The organism is Paenibacillus sp. FSL L8-0436, assembly GCF_038593025.1.
Lineage (GTDB): Bacteria > Bacillota > Bacilli > Paenibacillales > Paenibacillaceae > Paenibacillus_AQ.
In genome coordinates this window covers 2,039,303-2,055,717 of the sequence record NZ_CP151955.1, presented here as the reverse complement: position 1 = coordinate 2,055,717, position 16,415 = coordinate 2,039,303, and the positions used below count along the sequence as shown (strand labels likewise).

Sequence of the window (16,415 nt, the reverse complement as noted above, 5' to 3'; positions counted from 1 at the left end):
CTGTTAGAGTTAAAAGTGGACACTCCTTAAGAGAACAGGAATAATGAGATTAACGAGGAGGTGTCCACATGAGTGGAACACGAAAAAGCTACAATGATGAATTTAAAAAACAGACGGTAAAGTACATCCAGGAGCAGACCAAGACGGTGGCGGAACTGGCCCAGGAGCTGGATATCCCCGCTAAAACCCTGCATCAATGGCTGGGCAAGTTCCGGCAGTTCCCAGACGAGCCCGTGGCCAGCGCCGAAAGGGTACGAGAACTGGAACGACAGTTGCGGGAAAAAGAACAGCAACTAGCCGATATGGCGGAGGAAATGGCCATCGTAAAAAAAGCAGTGCACATCTTCAGCAATCCAAAGAACTGAGATTTCAGTTCATCGAAGATCATCGCTCCCGGTTTCGTGTGGAGAAGATGTGCAGTGTCCTTGAGGTATCGCGGAGCGGCTATTACAAATGGAGAACGGCAAAACCAAGCCCACAAGCGACCCGAAAGGCGTTGCTTCTTCAGCGAATTACCTATCATTTTGACGATACAGGAGGCTGCTACGGCAGTCCTAAAATCACGATTCTTCTCCAGCGCGAAGGCCACAAGATCAGTGAGCGTACCGTAGGGAAATACATGAGAGAGCTGGGCTTGCGCTCCTGTGTAGCAAAGAAATTCCGCGTAAACACGACCGACTCCAACCACACCTTACCGGTTGCACCTAATCTGCTAAACCAACAATTCTCCACCGAAAAGCCAAATCAAACATGGGTCGCGGATATCACCTACATTCCCTGCCGGGAAGGACGGATGTACCTTGCCAGCGTGCTTGACCTATGCACCCGGGAAATCGTAGGCTGGCGGCTGGACGACCGGATGACCACAGATCTGGTAATGGGCGCTCTAGAAGACGCCTACAAGGCCAAACGCCCAAAGAAAGGTCTCATTCACCATTCGGATCGAGGCTCACAGTATGCCTCAGCCGACTACCGTAAACGTTTGGTGAAATACCGCATGAAGGCCAGCATGAGCCGTAAAGGCAACTGCTACGACAATGCTTGTATTGAATCTTTTCACAGCCTATTGAAAAAAGAGTTTGTGTACTGTACCCGATTCAAAACGAAGAAACAAGCCTATGATGGCATCTACCAGTACATTGAATTTTTTTATAACCGCAAGCGAATCCATGGTGCTCTGGGCTACGTATCGCCGGTTCAGTTTGCAGCTAGATTCAAACGAAAATCAGCCTAATTTCATTTTTTAGTGTCCACTTTCTTGACGGAGGTCCAAATTTTCGGTTAAATTATAAAACTCACTAGCCACGGGGTTAAAAGTTCTCCCAGTGGCTAGTGAGTTTTATTTCACATGTGATTCTTCACGCATGTTGAAATTTGATGGTTCAAGCCCGTACTTACTAAATTTATACTGTAAGTAACGTGATACATCTTCTTCATGGGTTGAGATAATTATTTGTTTATGTGAAAAATCATTTCTTAATAGCTCTGTTAATGAGGCTATATTAATCTCATCCATGGTTTGCACTGGATCATCTATCAACAGTATTCCCAAGTCTTTATGCCCATATATTTTATTTAGTGCAAGCATAAATGAAATTACTAAAGCTGATAGTTGTCCCGAACTTAAATAATTTAGTGCATCATGATCGGAATTTATATCCGAAACGAAACTAATACTTTCAGTGTCTGATTTTTCTTTGATAAATAATCCTAATCCCCTTTGGTAATTTTGCATTATCTTCCCACTGTAAATATGAAAAGGTATTTCTATATCGATCATTATGGTCTTCCAGTGTTGCTTTATAGCTTGATCATAACCATGAATGATAATATTAAGCTCATCAAGTTTGTCAGAAAGTTTATCATGGTTCTCAGTATACTTAGCTAACATTTCTGTTTCTTGTTGTCGATTGGAAGAGATCTGATTAAAAAAGACCCAATCAATGTACTGTTTTTTAGTATTGATTTTTTGAAGCGTCAAATTAGTTAGTCGGTGTTTTGATTCACCAAATAATTGTGAAAAGAGTGTGGAAAAGACTTGATACTTCTCATCAAATTCAGAATAACCTTCCTTAACACGTTTCAAATGACTAACTAAGTGTGATGTTAATTCATCAATTTTAATTTTCATATTCCCATCATCTAAGTGCATATTAAAGTCAATATTACAAAAATTGGTTATTTCAATATTATTATTACCACAAAATACATTTAATGCATTAATATCAGTTTCTCTTTGCTTAGCGACTTCAACTTCACGATAAAATACTTCATTAAGTTGATTCTCAGGCAAGGACAAGAAGAGCTCCAATTCTAAAAACGCTGCTCTAATGTGCATCTCATACAATTGATTGATTTCAGTATTTTGTTTTACTGAAGACTCGTCACACAATGACGAAAAATAATTGCTTTTTGATTGAATTTCATTATTTAACGATTCAAGATTACCCCAATCAAAACCACAGAAAGGACATTCGCCACGGTTATCTTCTGTATGTTCGTGAAGAGATCTCATTTGTGTTGTTAATCTATCACGTGTATTATTTAGTTCAATGACTAATTTAGATAACTGAGAAATGTCCCCGTCTCGATTTTTTAATTGAGCTACAATTTCAACAATTTGCTTAGTATCGAGTTCTAACTTGAGTTCATCATTTAATTTCTCATAATTAATTTGGGAATAGTTTTTCTGGAAATCCTGTAACTGAGAAATAAAAAATTGAACTCTGCTGCGTCTCCCCTTTAATTTATCAATTTCAGAAAAGTCCGAGATAAATGATTTTCCCGCAATAGTTTTACCTAACAAGTCTTTATCACTAGCAAATTTCCGTAACTGTTTATTGAATCCCGCATTTACGAATTCATCAAAATTATTGATAAAGTCTTCAATACTAAGTAATTCATTGATAATTCGATCTCGCATTTGATTATCAGAAATAACTACATCCTCACGATCCCATTGCTTATTTAATGGTTCAGCAAAAAGCCTTTCATACTTCACATCCCCGTTTATCTCCAACAATTTGATATCGTTGAAATGCTCAATACGTTTTGTACTTTCCTCAATTTTTTTAGCAACATTCTTTTTTTCCTGCTCTATATACTTACTCACCTTCTGAAAGTACTTCATTTCTTCCACTTCTTCTGTTGTGTCAAATAAACTGCTTATTTCCGTTAGCCTTTCTTTCCCTGATCTTTTTAGAAAAGAGGTGTTCTCCTGTTGTTGTATATAATAAAAGAGGCTATATACTCGTTCTAACTCTGATATATCGAACCTTGAATTTAGTTGGAATTGAGTAATTTTATTGTCTTCTTCTAAAACAGAGTCGAAATCCTCCAATAAATATGTGTCAAAAATTTCCCATCTACCTGGTTGCTTTTGTATTCCTGTCAGCCTTTTCGTAGAAGGTAATACTTTTGCAAGTGTAATTATCTCTTCGTCAAATTCAAATTGTATTTTGATAATTAAATCTCTGGTCGTATCGTTGCTGAATAAAACATCATTAAAACTTACACGAGCATCCTCAGGTTTTTTGATGCGATCAATTCTACCTGTCAAAACAAGTTCAATTGCATCAAAAATGGTTGTTTTCCCAAAACCATTCGGCCCATCTAAAACAATAAGTTGTTTTTTAGACCAATCTAATTCTAAACGTTCAATCGCTTTGAAGTTTTCAATGTAAATACGTTTCAACGAGAAATTTTTATTCATATTTCTCCACCTTTATAAACTCCAGAATTAAATTACGCCGAGTTTCTTCATCAAGTTTGTCATCTGATCTAAGATTTAATAATTCATCACGTAAAGTAAGAATTGAAGGAGTTAACAAGTTTTCAATTTCTTTCTTTAAACTTGAAAGTTCTCTATCCATTTTTCTTAAACTTAAAAATGGCAGTTTAATAAAAAATTGGCTTACCAAATTGTATTCTGTATTTAAAAATTGAGATGTTTTATGCGATTGAAATAAACCCTCATCATTTAGAATTGTATGCATATATTCCATTATTGAGGAATCACCCCAATTTTTAATTACTATTTCAACTTGAGATTCAGTGTATGTTAGGACATACTTCTTAAAAAAATAGGGGTCTTCTTCAATATCAAAAATAATCTTATTTAATACTGGACTCGGATGAAGCTCTTTCCTTTTTATACATACAATTAAAGATGTATTTTTATCCATGTCTGGACGATACCCAACTTCTAACCCCTTTATTTCATCAAAGTAAGAGTTGAATAAGTCAACTGATGAATGATCGATAGAAGTTTCATCTAAAAAGATTACTAAGTAATAACTTCCCCTGCTTATATCTAATGCAAATGTATTTGTTGGCATCGATATAAAATGCTGTACATTAAATTTATTTTCTTCAAATAGTGCATTAAAAATTCTTATCATTTAATTCAATTCCTTCCTCGCTGTGTCAATATCAATCAATCTAATCCTTTTTATTTTGGTGATGTTATCATTTCTTTCTCCTTTTGGATCGATATCAAAAATTTTATTAGCGGCACTTTCTAAAGATTCAGCCCAAACGTTTTCAGTAATAATAACCTCTACTTCATAAAGTTCATCACGTATCGCTGCATTGCCTAATATACCAATCGCAATTCTTGAAACTTCCCTTGATTCACTTCTTATCCGTCCGATATTTAATTTTATAGTACTTGGTAAATATACATAATTTCCTTGTTCATTTTGGATTATATATTTGTATCCTCTAAGCACATGTTTAATCTCATATAATGCGTAACAAAAAACATCCATGCCATTTTCAGGAATTAAGTCTCTAAAGGCATGAGTGTTTGCTTTATGAAACTCTATGTGTGGTGTAACCATTTGGCAAAAGGTAAAAAAGGCTCCGTTACTTAATTCGGAAATTTGTCGCACATAATCTTCAGCCCTAAATAAATCCTCCAGCTTTTCTTCGCATTCCTCCGTAACAATTGTTTGATGTAAATCTTCGAATAAAGATTCACATGTTGTATGAAAAATACTTCTTAAACTATGTAATATGTATTCTTCTGAGGGTTCTTCCCACTCGGTATCCAAAACATCAATTAGCACTTTAAAGGGGATACGGTCAGGGAATACTTCGTACTCCTCGTCATTTTCTTGCGATTTAAAATGTCTGTTCGTGATATGCTTGTCTAATTCACCTAATAAATAGTGATAAGTGGTTTCAACATGAGCTTTAGTGGGGAGATGTCCTTTATTTTTTTGGAAATACAATCTAATGCGTTTTTTTATTTCTTCTTCCAACTCATTTAAGGGACAAAATCGTTTTGAATTATCATACAAATATATTGAAAGACTATCGAATACTGAATCGTAAGCATCTGTATCAATCACCATTTTGTAATAATGCCAAGGAGTATAGCCTTTTATTTTCGGACCCTTAGCTGGTTCCTTGGGTGGCTTTGGCTCTGATGGTGGATCAAGTTGTTTTAAACGCGATTTCATATCCTCAATAGTATCTAAATCAGTTGCTGCATGTAGATAACTCTCAATGCCTGGTTTCAAAACAGATTTCCCCAAGAGATTCCACAGCGCGTCTTTATACTCACTTAAGGTCTTCTTTTTGTATGATTTAACTTGATGAATGGAGACATATTCATCATTTTTGATAATGGAAAAATCTTCGTACCACTCTAATTCTAAACGGTAGTTTTCATGCTCTGATGGCTCAATTTTAAGTATATAATCGAGCACAACATTTAGAGCAACTTTACCCTGATATTGAAAACCGCTCCAGCTAGGAATAGCACTGTGATAAGGAGTTAATTGGATCGCATCCATTTTTGACACCCTCTAAATTAGTATTGAAGTAACAATTCGACCAATTACTACATTTTCCCTCTTTATCAAAAAAAATCTTCGAAAAAAAGGCCCTACATGGGCCTTAATGAGTTTCCTTATTATTGTAGTATTAAATATCATACATACTTAATTTTGTAAAATTGATTACCTCTTTAAGAAGTTTCACACCACCAATATAGAACAAGCCTTCAGCCTCGCAACGATTAATTGATGACACATAAGAATTCGTTTTTTCATTATAATTATTTGGATAAAACCAAATTTCTTCACCAATAGCAAAGGTAGTACAAATTAAACCATTGGAAAATAAAAAATCACTGATATTTATTGAAATCGGGTAATCTAAACAATAACTTGTGTAGTTAAAACCAAATTGATCAATTAAAGTGTGATAAACAGTTTCATGCATGGCCTGACTAACGTCATGTGATGATACATTACTATCAATACTTTTAACTGATACTTTGCTGAATTCAATAAGTTCCCTTAATATAGAATAACAGCAAGCCTTCAAATCGAGAAACGGTATTTCGTCCTTATTACAACTGTTGTTAGTAAATGAATAATCCCACATTGTATTGTAATATGAAGGGATTTCGAAATTGACTTCAATTTTCTTAATTAATCTTCTCCACTTAATTAGCAGTTTGAGTTTATACCTTTCTTTCAATACAAGCACGGATTGATAAGCACAATCAGCTAAGAACGATAACAATGTCTTCTGATAATAAGTAAGAAATTGTATCCCCTCCTCCATATCCCCTTTAAAATAATTATTTTGAATGCTCCTCATTTAGAAGTCCTGAGATCAAGCACCTTAGCAATACGAAGGCTGGGCCTCCTATTGGCATCAGCGGATCATGCGCGAGCTGGACCTGACTCCGGAGGAGACCATTGAATACTCGAAGCTCAATTCCTCGGTCGTGCAGCCTTCGCGCCAGAGCCTGAACCCTTACTATCTGGGGCTGAAAATCTTTGAAGACATCGAACGCCGCTGGGATCGCGACAAAATGTTTGAGGTGCGCGAACTGGATTCGGACATTTCATTTATCCGCAGCTACCTGTCCAAAGAGCTGGTCAATGACCTCGACCTCTATGTCTTTGAGAAAAAAGGACCGGAATGGAAAATTACCGACAAGGCCTGGGAAAATGTACGCGACCAGCTTGTGCTTGCCCGGGTCAACGGCGGCTCTCCCTACCTTGTTGTTCAGGACGCAGATTACGAGCGCAATGGCGAACTGCTGATCGCCCACCGCTACGAGAGTATTGAGCTTGACCTGAAATACCTGGAACGCACGCTCCCGCACATCTATGCCCTCTGGGGCCGGACCGTGCACCTCCAAACTGTGGTGGAAGACAAAAAAGCCCTTTTTACCTATGACGGTAAAAAGGTGCAGCGCAAGTTTGTGTAGTAGCACATACTTTGTGCGAGCGGGCTTTTCTTAAGGTCGCTACCCACAGCGACCTTAAGAATAGGAATAATAACCAGGCAAAGGCTGTGGAGGTGAGCGTAACGGAGAGAATTTTGGCACTGTAGGAGCGATAGCGGCCGGAAGTCCAAATATTCGCGCAGTGAAGCTCATTCACCGGCAGCCTTTGCCCATCTTTCAAATGTTAAAGTCGCACCCTCACCGGAACATAAATCTCCATCACCGTATCCACCCTGGAATGGCAGCGTTCGTCGTAGAACTCGTAATCTAGCTTGCCTTCGTCATAGACATACCCGCTGTCCTTGAACCATTCCTCAAAAATATACTTCCAGGTGCTCTTGATCACCTGAACAAAATCCCCCTGATCCTTCTCTTCCGAAGTATCCACGGGTGGTGTGGTGAATACCGCGTAGTCTGCCTCAGGGACTTCAACTGTCAGCATCTCGTCGGTCACCCGGCTAAAATCGTCAACGATCACGCCAAGCAGATAAGTAGCGTTTCCGCTCTCAGCCGCCGGAACACATAAGCCGACTTCTCCGTGCCTTGGGGGTGCGAGAATTTCATACATTTTGGATTCCAGGTTCTCTCCATCATAGTGGCTCCAGAAAGAAGCGGTATCCTTGGTGTAATTGCCTTCGGCCACATTGGTTTCAATACCGTAACCCGCGACCTTAAAGGCCGGTTTATGCATAATAACAGGATTCATTAAATAACCTCCGATTTTGACAACAGAACCGCCCTGAAGATAACCGTCCATACGGGACGCATACTGCGATGGGCTATAGCCATAGGCCTTGCGAAACGCCTTGGTAAACCCGCCTGGCGTCTCAAAGCCATACTCCAGCGCAATATCAATAATTCTCCGTCCGCTGAACAATTCGACCGCTGCCAGTGACAGCTTCCGGCTCCGTACATATTCCATTACAGACATCTCCTTGCACAGACTGAATACCCGGCTAAAATGATATAGCGAATATCCGGCCTCAGCGGCAATCTTCTCAGCAGTCAGGTTGTCTTTGATATTTTCCTCAATATAATCGATACATCTCTCAATATCCTTGCTGTAATTCAATGAGTCACCCAGCCTTTCCCCGTACGGTGATTTCATTATAACAAGCAGTTTGCAAGCGGGCTGTTCCTCGTTTGCTGTTCGGCAGCACACGCTAAAAAAAACAGGCAAGCCCCGTATACCGGAGGCTTGCCTGTTGTATATATGATACTTTTTAACATATTGTGTTGCTGTGCAAGAGATGTGCTTAAGGAATCGTAATGGTCAGAGAGCCCCCGGGATCTATGCCCCCGGCTGCGGCTTTGAACTTCAGATCGAGCGTATAATTCTTGAAGTTATTCATGTCATTGACCCTATCGAGCTGGTAGTTTCCGTCAGGCAAAAGTACGGTGAATTTCCCGTCTTTTATTTGTCCTGAATACGAGTTGTTGTTGTCAGTGTCATGCAAGTATAGAACAACGCCAGTCATAGGTTTACCGCCTTTAGTGACTGTACCGGAATACTCCCCAGGCACGGTAATCACAAGCGGATTGGGCACTGACTGTCCAGCTGCAACACTAAAGGAATAGTAGATTTAATGTCCTTCTGACTGGCTTCGTCAATAAATTTATCCACTGTGTAATCAGCCTCCGGGAGATACAAGGAGAACTGTCCATCTTTGATTACAGCAGAGTATGCCTTGTATTCGCTGCCCCCGACACTGTGGAGATGAATTGTTCCATTGGCAACTGGAGTTCCATCTGCACTAATGATTGAGCCCGAAACTTTTGGAGGAAGCTTCAGAATATACGGCTGCGGGTTAAGATGTCCATCAGTTACAGTGATGCCAGTATATAATGGAATATTCCCCCTGGTATCATTAACGGTTACACTATATATCTTATACTTTCCATCGGGAAGATAAAGACTGAATACGCCATCTTGTGAAGAAGTACCGTAGCTCGTAGATGTCCCTCCATCAGTGCTGATATTTAAGTAGCTCCTACCAAGTGCTGTACCATCAGCATAAGTTACCTTAATCTCGAATCCCCTTCTCCTGCACTGCACTGATAGCATCTTTGCACCACGCCGGACTATCCGCTGTATCGCTGAAGTTGGCATCTGCTGATGCAGTCAACCCGAGCAGTTTGCTGACAATGACCGCTAATTCCTGCCGGGTAACCTTGTTGCCCGGTCCAAAAGAGCCGTTGCCATATCCGCTAATGTATCCAGCAGCATTTGCTTTTAACAACTCCGGATACACCCAGCTTGAAGCTGCCACATCCTTGAACTCCACGGACTTGCTCTCCACAAATCCAAAGGATTTGTTAACTAATGAAACCAGTTCGGCTCTGGTGATGGGGTTAACCGGTTTAAAACGGCCATCCGGATATCCGGAGATGAAGCCTTTTTCCATCCACTTGCTAATTTGCGGTTCGGCCCAATTCCCGGAAATATCCGAAGCCGTCCCGGCGAATACGGAAGCGTAGGGAGATATCGTGAAAAAAATCACAAGTAATAAGGCAAAACCTTTCTTCACAATCTTCATCTTCGACAACGTTCTTCCCTCCAATGATAAAAAAATGAATCCGCTATTAAATTACACGATCTCCTAAATTTCGACTATAAGAAAAAACTGATATTCCTATGAAAATGTCGACTTTTGTATGTATTTTTGGTGGCTATTTCTCCACATTCGCTATATTTAACGGCATTTGCAGCATCACAAGGACTATACGGTCCGTGAATCTGGGTATATGAGCTCAAAGTACATAAGTCAGTGCTGTACGGTCCGTTTCCCCTTTGGCTAGTTCAGCATGTATCGTGCACCAGCTTTCTGCTTCAGCGTTTTGCATGGGCGTTCAGCAGTACATTTCACTTAAAAAAACACCACAAAAAAGGACCGCCTCATGGCAGTCCGCAGTGTTGCAGTTACATACAAAAGTATGCAGCTTGCAGATTTCTTTATTAGAGAATGTGCCTAATGAGTGCGGTCACCGGTTCAGCAAACTTCCGACATATTTCAGCAGCTCGTTGGCGCAGATCGGGCAGTAGTTATGCTCGTCGATCAGGCGTCTGGATACCTCGTTGATCCGTTTGAGCTGGCTTTCATCCGGCGTTTTGGAGGAGGTGGTAATCTTGACGATATCCTTGAGATCGGTAAACAGCTTCTTCTCGATCGCTTCCCGCAGCCGGTCGTGGTTGTTGTACTCGAACTTTTTGCCTTTGCGGGAATAGGCGGAAATACGAATCAGGATTTCTTCACGGAAAGCTTTTTTCGCATTTTCGGAAATGCCGATCTGCTCTTCAATGGAGCGCATCAGCCGCTCATCCGGCTCCATCTCCTCATCTGTCAGCGGATCACGAATCTTTGCCCAGTTGCAGAAGGCTTCGATATTATCGAGATAATTTTCGAACAGCGTTTTGGCGGACTCTTCAAAAGAGTAAACGAATGCCTTCTGCACTTCGCTTTTGGCCAGAATATCGTATTCCTTGCGGGCGATGGAAATGAAATTCAGATACCGTTCCCGCTCCTCCTTGGTAATCGAAGGATGCTGATCCAAACCATCCTTGATCGCCCGCAGCACATCCAGTGCGTTCATGCACTGCAGGTCGCCTTTGATCAGGGCGCTGGAAATCCGGTTGATAACATAACGCGGGTCGATGCCAGACATGCCTTCATCCAAATATTCGGTCTGCATCTCCTTGAGGTCGGCTTCCTTGTAGCCTTCAACCTCTTCGCCGTCATACATGCGCAGCTTTTTGATCAGGTCCATCCCCTGCTTCTTGCTCTCCTTCAGCCGGGTCAGGATTGAGAAAATCGCAGCGGCGCGCAGCGCGTGGGGCGCAATATGCACATGCTTCATGTCGCTTTGGGCGATCAGCTTGGCGTAGATTTTTTCCTCTTCCGACACTCTCAGGTTGTACGGCACAGGCATGACGATCATGCGGGACTGGAGCGCTTCATTCTTTTTGTTGGAGATAAAGGATTTGTACTCCGTTTCATTCGTGTGGGCGATGATCATCTCGTCCGCCGATATCAATGCGAAGCGCCCGGCTTTAAAGTTGCCTTCCTGGGTCAGCGACAGCAGGTTCCACAGAAACTTCTCATCGCATTTGAGCATTTCCTGGAACTCCATCACTCCGCGGTTCGCTTTGTTCAGTTCCCCGTCGAAGCGGTAGGCGCGCGGATCGGATTCCGAACCGAATTCGGTAATCGTGGAAAAGTCGATGCTGCCTGTGAGGTCAGCGATATCCTGCGACTTCGGATCGGACGGACTGAAGGTCCCGATGCCCACCCGCTCCTCCTCCGACAGCAGCACCCGCACAACCTTCACCTGCTCGATGTCACCGTGGTATTCATTCTTCAGCCGCATTTGGCAGGAAGGGCAAAGATTGCCCTCGATCCGCACACCCAGTTCTCTCTCGATCTCCGGGCGCAGCTCCAGCGGAATCAAATGAAGCGGGTCCTCATGCATCGGGCAGCCTTCAATGGCATACACCGCTCCTGCATCCGTACGCGAATACTGCTCAAGGCCACGTTTCAGCAGCGTAACCAATGTCGATTTCCCTCCACTGACCGGTCCCATAAGCAGCAATATCCGTTTGCGTACGTCTAGACGCCGGGCTGCGGAATGAAAATATTCCTCCACCAGCTTCTCCACCGCCCGGTCGAGTCCAAAAATCTCCTGCTCAAAAAATTTATACCGCTTGCGTCCATTAATGTCCTCTACGCCGTGTGACTTGATCATGTCGTATACGCGGGAATGAGCTGTTTTAGCGGGAGAGGGGTCTTTTCTCAGCAGTTCTATATAGTCCTTGAAGGTGCCGCTCCACGCCAAACGGTCGTTCTCAGCCCGATACGAAGCTATACGCTCAAAAATATCCATTGCTCGCTACCTCCTCTTGCGCTCCTACTTGCTCCACAGCTTTAAAAGTGTATTACATACCTATGCGGCAAGCCCGGAATAGTTTACCTCTTTTTTGCTGTGCTATAATAGAGAATCATGATTTCCCTTATAAAATACCGGCACAAAGTGCGGGCTTGTCCTCCAAGCTTATTCAGACACTTTGCCATTCAACCGTAAACCTGTAGATTCAGCGGGGACGCAACAATAGGACACAGGAGTGACAAATATGGCCGTAAGGCATGAAACGGAGCTGTATGCTCCTTTGAAGAGTTTTTTTGAGAGACAAGGCTATGACATCAAAGGCGAGGTGCGGACCTGTGATTTGGTAGGCCTGCGTGAGGGTGAGGAGCAGCCGCTGATCGTGGAGATGAAAAAATCGTTCAACCTCGCCCTGCTGCTGCAGGGGGTTGAACGATTGCGGTTAAGTCCCAACGTTTATCTCGCCGTGGAGCGCGTGCGTGACAAAAAAGGCGCGGTGAACCAGCGCTGGGGCGAACTCAGCGGGCTATGCCGCCGCCTTGGCCTTGGGCTGATCACTGTCGTTTTCTACAAGACCAAGGCGCCGCTGGTCGAGGTGCTCGCGGAGCCGGGCGACGCGCCGCCCCAGCCCCGCAGCCGCACACGGCGGCGCGAGCGGCTGCTCTACGAGTTCCGCGAGCGCAGCGGCGACTACAACACCGGCGGCAGCACGCGCGTCAAGCTCGTGACGGCCTACCGCGAGAAGGCGCTGCGCGTGGCACTCGCGCTGCAGGCCGCCGAGGCCGAAGCCGCCCTTGCGGCGGCCGGCCTCGCCGCGAAGCGCGCCGGACGCGGCGGCGCGCCAGGGGCAGACGCAGCAGCGGACGCCGCTGCTGTGTCTGCCTTGGGCCCGGCGGCTGCGGACAGCCGGGCGAAAGCGCAGCTCGGCGTCACACCCGCCGAGCTGCGCAAGAGAAGCGGCGTACCGGGCGCCGCCGCATTCCTGCAGAAGAACTACTATGGGTGGTTCTTCCGGGTGGGGCGCGGCCGCTACAAGCTCACGGCCGCCGGAACAGCGGCGCTGATCGAATATGCGAACATCACCGGAAGCCGAGCCTAAGCTTTATTTTCCGTACAGCTCATATTTCCGTCCGTTCAGCAGAAGGGCTGCCCCGCTGCCTGCAACACAGGCGACCAGCAGATTCATGCCAATAGACTGCCAACTGATCGTATCGTTAATATTGGCCGCCTGCTCCTGATAGATGGGACTGACCGTCAGCAGATTGGCGTATTGCTTGAAGGACTCATTAGCCGACGTTCCTAAGCTCCAGTGCGAGCTGTCCTGGATAACCAGAGCGAACTGGACAGCAACAACCGCAACAATCAGGACAGCAATGCAGAGATACCTTAACAACGGTTTGCGTTGTCTTTTGCCTGCAGCCAGCGCCAGTCCTATTAAGGCCAGTCCGGCAGGAATACTGCACAGCTTGGACAACAACAGATACAGGATTCCTAGCGCCGGACTGGCCGAATCAGCAATCCTCGCCTGATATAAGCCATCAGGATTTAAAAACACCTCCAGCAAAGTCGTCGACCATACCGCCGTGGTGCCGAGCATAAAAACGGCCGATTTCACCAGAAACAGCGATGAAGTCTTGACGGGCAGCATATGATTAACCGGCATCGTACCCGTGAAGAATTCCCTGTAATCATCCACATAGATGTACACCGGGATCAGAATGCCGATGACCATGTTTACGGTAAGAATCAGAAATGCCAGATCTTGGCCTGAGCTGAACAGGAAATACAGGTTGATTAAGCAGCTTAACTCCCGTTTCAATTCCTCCACGCTCCCCTGCAGCTGCACTCTTCCTTCGTCCACAATCGCTATATTCGTAATGGAACTGTTAAATTCAGTCCGTTTAAAGCATCCTTTTTTTCATACATTTTCGTCAGGTTCGCACATTCCAGTACATTTCCCATATTGCCCCTCCTCTTCATTCGGTCTTTCTTATATCCATATATGAAATGCCATGTATTGGCATAACAAAAAGCAAGCCCCCCATACCGGAGACTTGCCTTTTCACCAATACCAGCCTGCACACTGCCAATATCCAACGATTTGTTATTAATCGATTATTACATACTGAACTAATTCCTTAAGATCTTCAAATATTACATCCGCCTCTACATCCGTAGAAAACTGTGTACTTTGTTTCCATGCTGCTCTGAGGCCAGCGACGCGGCTCGCCCGGATATCATTGTCCGGGTGGTCGCCGACAAACAGCGCTTCCTCCGCCGTAACCCCTAGCTTAGTCAATGCCCGAAGGAAAATCGCCGGATCCGGCTTCCGCAGACCTTCCCACTCTGAAATCAACACCTTATCGAACAAAGGGCTGATCCCCAGAGCTTGAAAATTATCATATTGGAATTGTCCATAACCGTTGGATACCAGCGCGAGTTTGATTCCGTTTGCCTTTAAGGTTGTAAGCATACTCATCATATTAGGAAATCCAATGCAATGTCCTTGGAAACCATGCAGATAATCATTCAGAAGTTCTGCGCAGCTTAGCTCCCGGATAGAAAACTCCTCAAGAAGCTGCTGATACACTTTATCTTTCCAGACATAACCGTGCTGATCCAGCTCGACAAACCGCTGCAGAAATTTTTCTTTGGGAACAGAATGAAATTGTGGATATCGTTCATACTGATCGCGGACAAAAGAGACCAGAGAGGACTCGCGGTCCAATAACGTTCCATCCAGATCGAAGAGCACCGCTTTAATTTCCATCTTCCTGCCCTCCCACACGTAAGCGCGTTGATTATTGAGATTATCGGCCGCTGACTCCCGCCAATCTCTTGATTGTTGTTTGCTCCGAGTTTCGATAAATGTATTTTGTGCATCAGAATCCGGCTAGAAGAGGCCGAAGTGTGGTTCTATTGCATTTTGTACATTCAAATTCAAAGATATCACTAAATACAACAGACGATGTGCTCAACCTACGCCTAACAACCCTACCCTCAATCAGTAATCAATAACCCCCATTCCCCTCAGCTCCGGGCCGTAAACTCCGTCACGGCCTCGCTCATCAGGTTCATGCCCAGCAGCAGCTCATCCCGGCCGGGATGGCTGAAGTTGAGGCGGATGCGGTTGCCGCCGCCGCTGACACAACACAGCGGGCCGGGCAGGAAAGCTACGCCTTTAGCCAGCGAGGCCTTAAGCAGTGTCATAGCGTCCAGCCCAGCCGGCAGCGATACCCACAGGAACATGCCGCCTTCCGGCAGACTATAAGTGCTGCTCTTCCAGGCCGGACGCTTCAGCAGTTCAGCCATTAGCTTGAGGCGGGTATTGTATTCCCGGTTCAAGAGGGCAATATGCTCGCGCAGATCAAAAGAGGTGACATCCAGCAAATGATGCAGCAGCCGCTGATTTAAAGAGCTGGACTGCCAGTCGGCCATCTGCTTTGCGGCAGCCATCATGCCGATAAGCTCCCGGCTGCCTGCCGCCCAGCCCGTCCGCAGAGCGGGCGCGACCGTTTTGCTGAAAGAACCGATGTAGAGCACATGTCCACCCTCGCTTACATTCTCCAGCGCATAAAGCGACGGATATTTTACGGACGGATGCTGGCTATAACGCTGAAAATGCAGATCACCATAGGAATCGTCTTCGATAATCAGCACGTTATGGCTGGTACACAGCTCCAGCACCTCCTTACGTCTTGCCAGGCTCCAGAGAATACCGCTTGGATTCGTAAAACTTGGTGTTGCAAACAGCATCTTAGGCCGGTGCTGCCGGATTTGGGCACGCAGATGCTCCGGCAGCAGGCCGTCCCTGTCTCCCTGCACGGGAATAATCACCGCACCCTGCATACGGAGCGCCTGCAGAATGCCTGGTGAGGTGGGATTCTCTACAAGAACCCGGTCTCCGGGATCTATGTATACCCTGGACAGCAAATCGATGGCTTGTTGACTTCCCGTTGTCAGAAGAACTCCGCCCTCGGCAACAGCCACACCTTTGGCTTTCAGCCAATCCCCGGTAAGCCACTCCCGCAGCGGACCGTACCCTTCCGGATCACCGTACTGCAGTGCCCCGGCATCTGCGGAGATGACTGTAGACGCGGTTTCGGCAAGCAAGGACAACGGGAACAATTCTTCTGCCGGAAGCTCTTCCGCCAGTGAAATCAACGTGCCCCGGCGCGTCTTGGTGCGGATACTCAACAGCGGTGAAGACAGCAAGGTATGTGCGCGGGCAGAAAACTCATATCTCATATGTTCCCCCCTCCCCTGGTACCAAGAATATTCCAGC

Annotated in this window: 15 protein-coding genes and 1 pseudogene; 4 read left to right on the top strand and 12 right to left on the bottom strand. The window is 44.7% G+C overall.

The window, feature by feature from the left end:
- Positions 1-68: 68 nt before the first annotated feature.
- Together NSS79_RS09315 and NSS79_RS09310 are read left to right on the top strand one after the other, a co-directional pair.
- Positions 69-365 (top strand): transposase, encoded by a 297-nt coding sequence (locus NSS79_RS09315; RefSeq protein WP_340893796.1) that lies wholly within the window; start codon positions 69-71, stop codon positions 363-365.
- Positions 362-1,234 (top strand): IS3 family transposase, encoded by an 873-nt coding sequence (locus tag NSS79_RS09310; protein ID WP_342440334.1) that lies wholly within the window; start codon positions 362-364, stop codon positions 1,232-1,234. Before NSS79_RS09315 ends, NSS79_RS09310 begins: the two co-directional genes overlap by 4 nt.
- 105 nt (positions 1,235-1,339) lie before the next feature.
- On the opposite strand, the gene NSS79_RS09305 is transcribed toward NSS79_RS09310, so the two are convergent.
- The 4 genes from NSS79_RS09305 to NSS79_RS09290 form a co-directional block, all read right to left on the bottom strand.
- On the bottom strand, positions 1,340-3,712 hold the full coding sequence (locus NSS79_RS09305; RefSeq protein WP_342439125.1) for an AAA family ATPase: 2,373 nt from the start codon (positions 3,710-3,712) through the stop codon (positions 1,340-1,342).
- A complete protein-coding gene (locus NSS79_RS09300) occupies positions 3,705-4,400 on the bottom strand; it encodes an ABC-three component system middle component 1 (RefSeq protein WP_342439124.1) in 696 nt (231 codons plus the stop codon). The genes NSS79_RS09305 and NSS79_RS09300 overlap by 8 nt, the downstream gene beginning before the upstream one ends.
- The gene (locus tag NSS79_RS09295) at positions 4,401-5,801 is read right to left on the bottom strand and encodes an ABC-three component system protein (RefSeq protein WP_342439123.1); all 1,401 of its coding nucleotides are present in this window, start codon (positions 5,799-5,801) and stop codon (positions 4,401-4,403) included. It abuts the gene before it with no gap.
- Positions 5,802-5,931: 130 nt separating this feature from the next.
- Positions 5,932-6,615 (bottom strand): hypothetical protein, encoded by a 684-nt coding sequence (locus NSS79_RS09290; protein ID WP_342439122.1) that lies wholly within the window; start codon positions 6,613-6,615, stop codon positions 5,932-5,934.
- Between the two features lie 34 nt (positions 6,616-6,649).
- On the opposite strand from NSS79_RS09290, the pseudogene NSS79_RS09285 reads away from it, so the two are divergent.
- A pseudogene (locus tag NSS79_RS09285) lies at positions 6,650-7,234 on the top strand (SpoVR family protein); the annotation flags it as partial.
- 202 nt (positions 7,235-7,436) lie between these two features.
- Here NSS79_RS09285 and NSS79_RS09280 read toward each other — a convergent pair.
- From NSS79_RS09280 to NSS79_RS09260, 5 genes are all read right to left on the bottom strand, one after another.
- Complete coding sequence (locus tag NSS79_RS09280) at positions 7,437-8,324, bottom strand: AraC family transcriptional regulator (protein WP_342439121.1); 888 nt, start codon at positions 8,322-8,324, stop codon at positions 7,437-7,439.
- Positions 8,325-8,508: 184 nt separating this feature from the next.
- Positions 8,509-8,799, bottom strand: a complete 291-nt coding sequence (locus NSS79_RS09275) for a hypothetical protein (protein WP_342439120.1) — start codon at positions 8,797-8,799, stop codon at positions 8,509-8,511.
- On the bottom strand, positions 8,781-9,317 hold the full coding sequence (locus NSS79_RS09270) for a hypothetical protein (RefSeq protein WP_342439119.1): 537 nt from the start codon (positions 9,315-9,317) through the stop codon (positions 8,781-8,783). The genes NSS79_RS09275 and NSS79_RS09270 overlap by 19 nt, the downstream gene beginning before the upstream one ends.
- Positions 9,277-9,789: an S-layer homology domain-containing protein gene (locus tag NSS79_RS09265; protein WP_342440333.1), complete on the bottom strand. Its 513-nt coding sequence runs from the start codon at positions 9,787-9,789 to the stop codon at positions 9,277-9,279. The genes NSS79_RS09270 and NSS79_RS09265 overlap by 41 nt, the downstream gene beginning before the upstream one ends.
- Positions 9,790-10,234: 445 nt before the next feature.
- Positions 10,235-12,130 (bottom strand): PrkA family serine protein kinase, encoded by a 1,896-nt coding sequence (locus tag NSS79_RS09260; RefSeq protein ID WP_038588431.1) that lies wholly within the window; start codon positions 12,128-12,130, stop codon positions 10,235-10,237.
- Between the two features lie 247 nt (positions 12,131-12,377).
- Between NSS79_RS09260 and NSS79_RS09255 the strand changes: the two genes are divergently transcribed.
- Entirely contained in the window at positions 12,378-13,229 is an 852-nt protein-coding gene (locus tag NSS79_RS09255; RefSeq protein ID WP_342439118.1) for a DUF2161 family putative PD-(D/E)XK-type phosphodiesterase, read from the top strand.
- Between the two features lie 3 nt (positions 13,230-13,232).
- On the opposite strand, the gene NSS79_RS09250 is transcribed toward NSS79_RS09255, so the two are convergent.
- The 3 genes from NSS79_RS09250 to NSS79_RS09240 all read right to left on the bottom strand — a co-directional run bounded on the left by NSS79_RS09250 (position 13,233) and on the right by NSS79_RS09240 (position 16,378).
- Positions 13,233-13,991 carry a hypothetical protein gene (locus NSS79_RS09250; RefSeq protein WP_342439117.1) on the bottom strand — a complete coding sequence of 253 codons (759 nt, stop codon included), beginning with the start codon at positions 13,989-13,991 and terminating at the stop codon, positions 13,233-13,235.
- 246 nt (positions 13,992-14,237) lie between these two features.
- Positions 14,238-14,900, bottom strand: a complete 663-nt coding sequence (locus NSS79_RS09245) for an HAD family hydrolase (protein ID WP_342439116.1) — start codon at positions 14,898-14,900, stop codon at positions 14,238-14,240.
- 260 nt (positions 14,901-15,160) lie between these two features.
- Positions 15,161-16,378, bottom strand: coding sequence for a PLP-dependent aminotransferase family protein (locus NSS79_RS09240; protein WP_342439115.1), 1,218 nt, complete (start codon positions 16,376-16,378; stop codon positions 15,161-15,163).
- Positions 16,379-16,415: the final 37 nt, after the last annotated feature.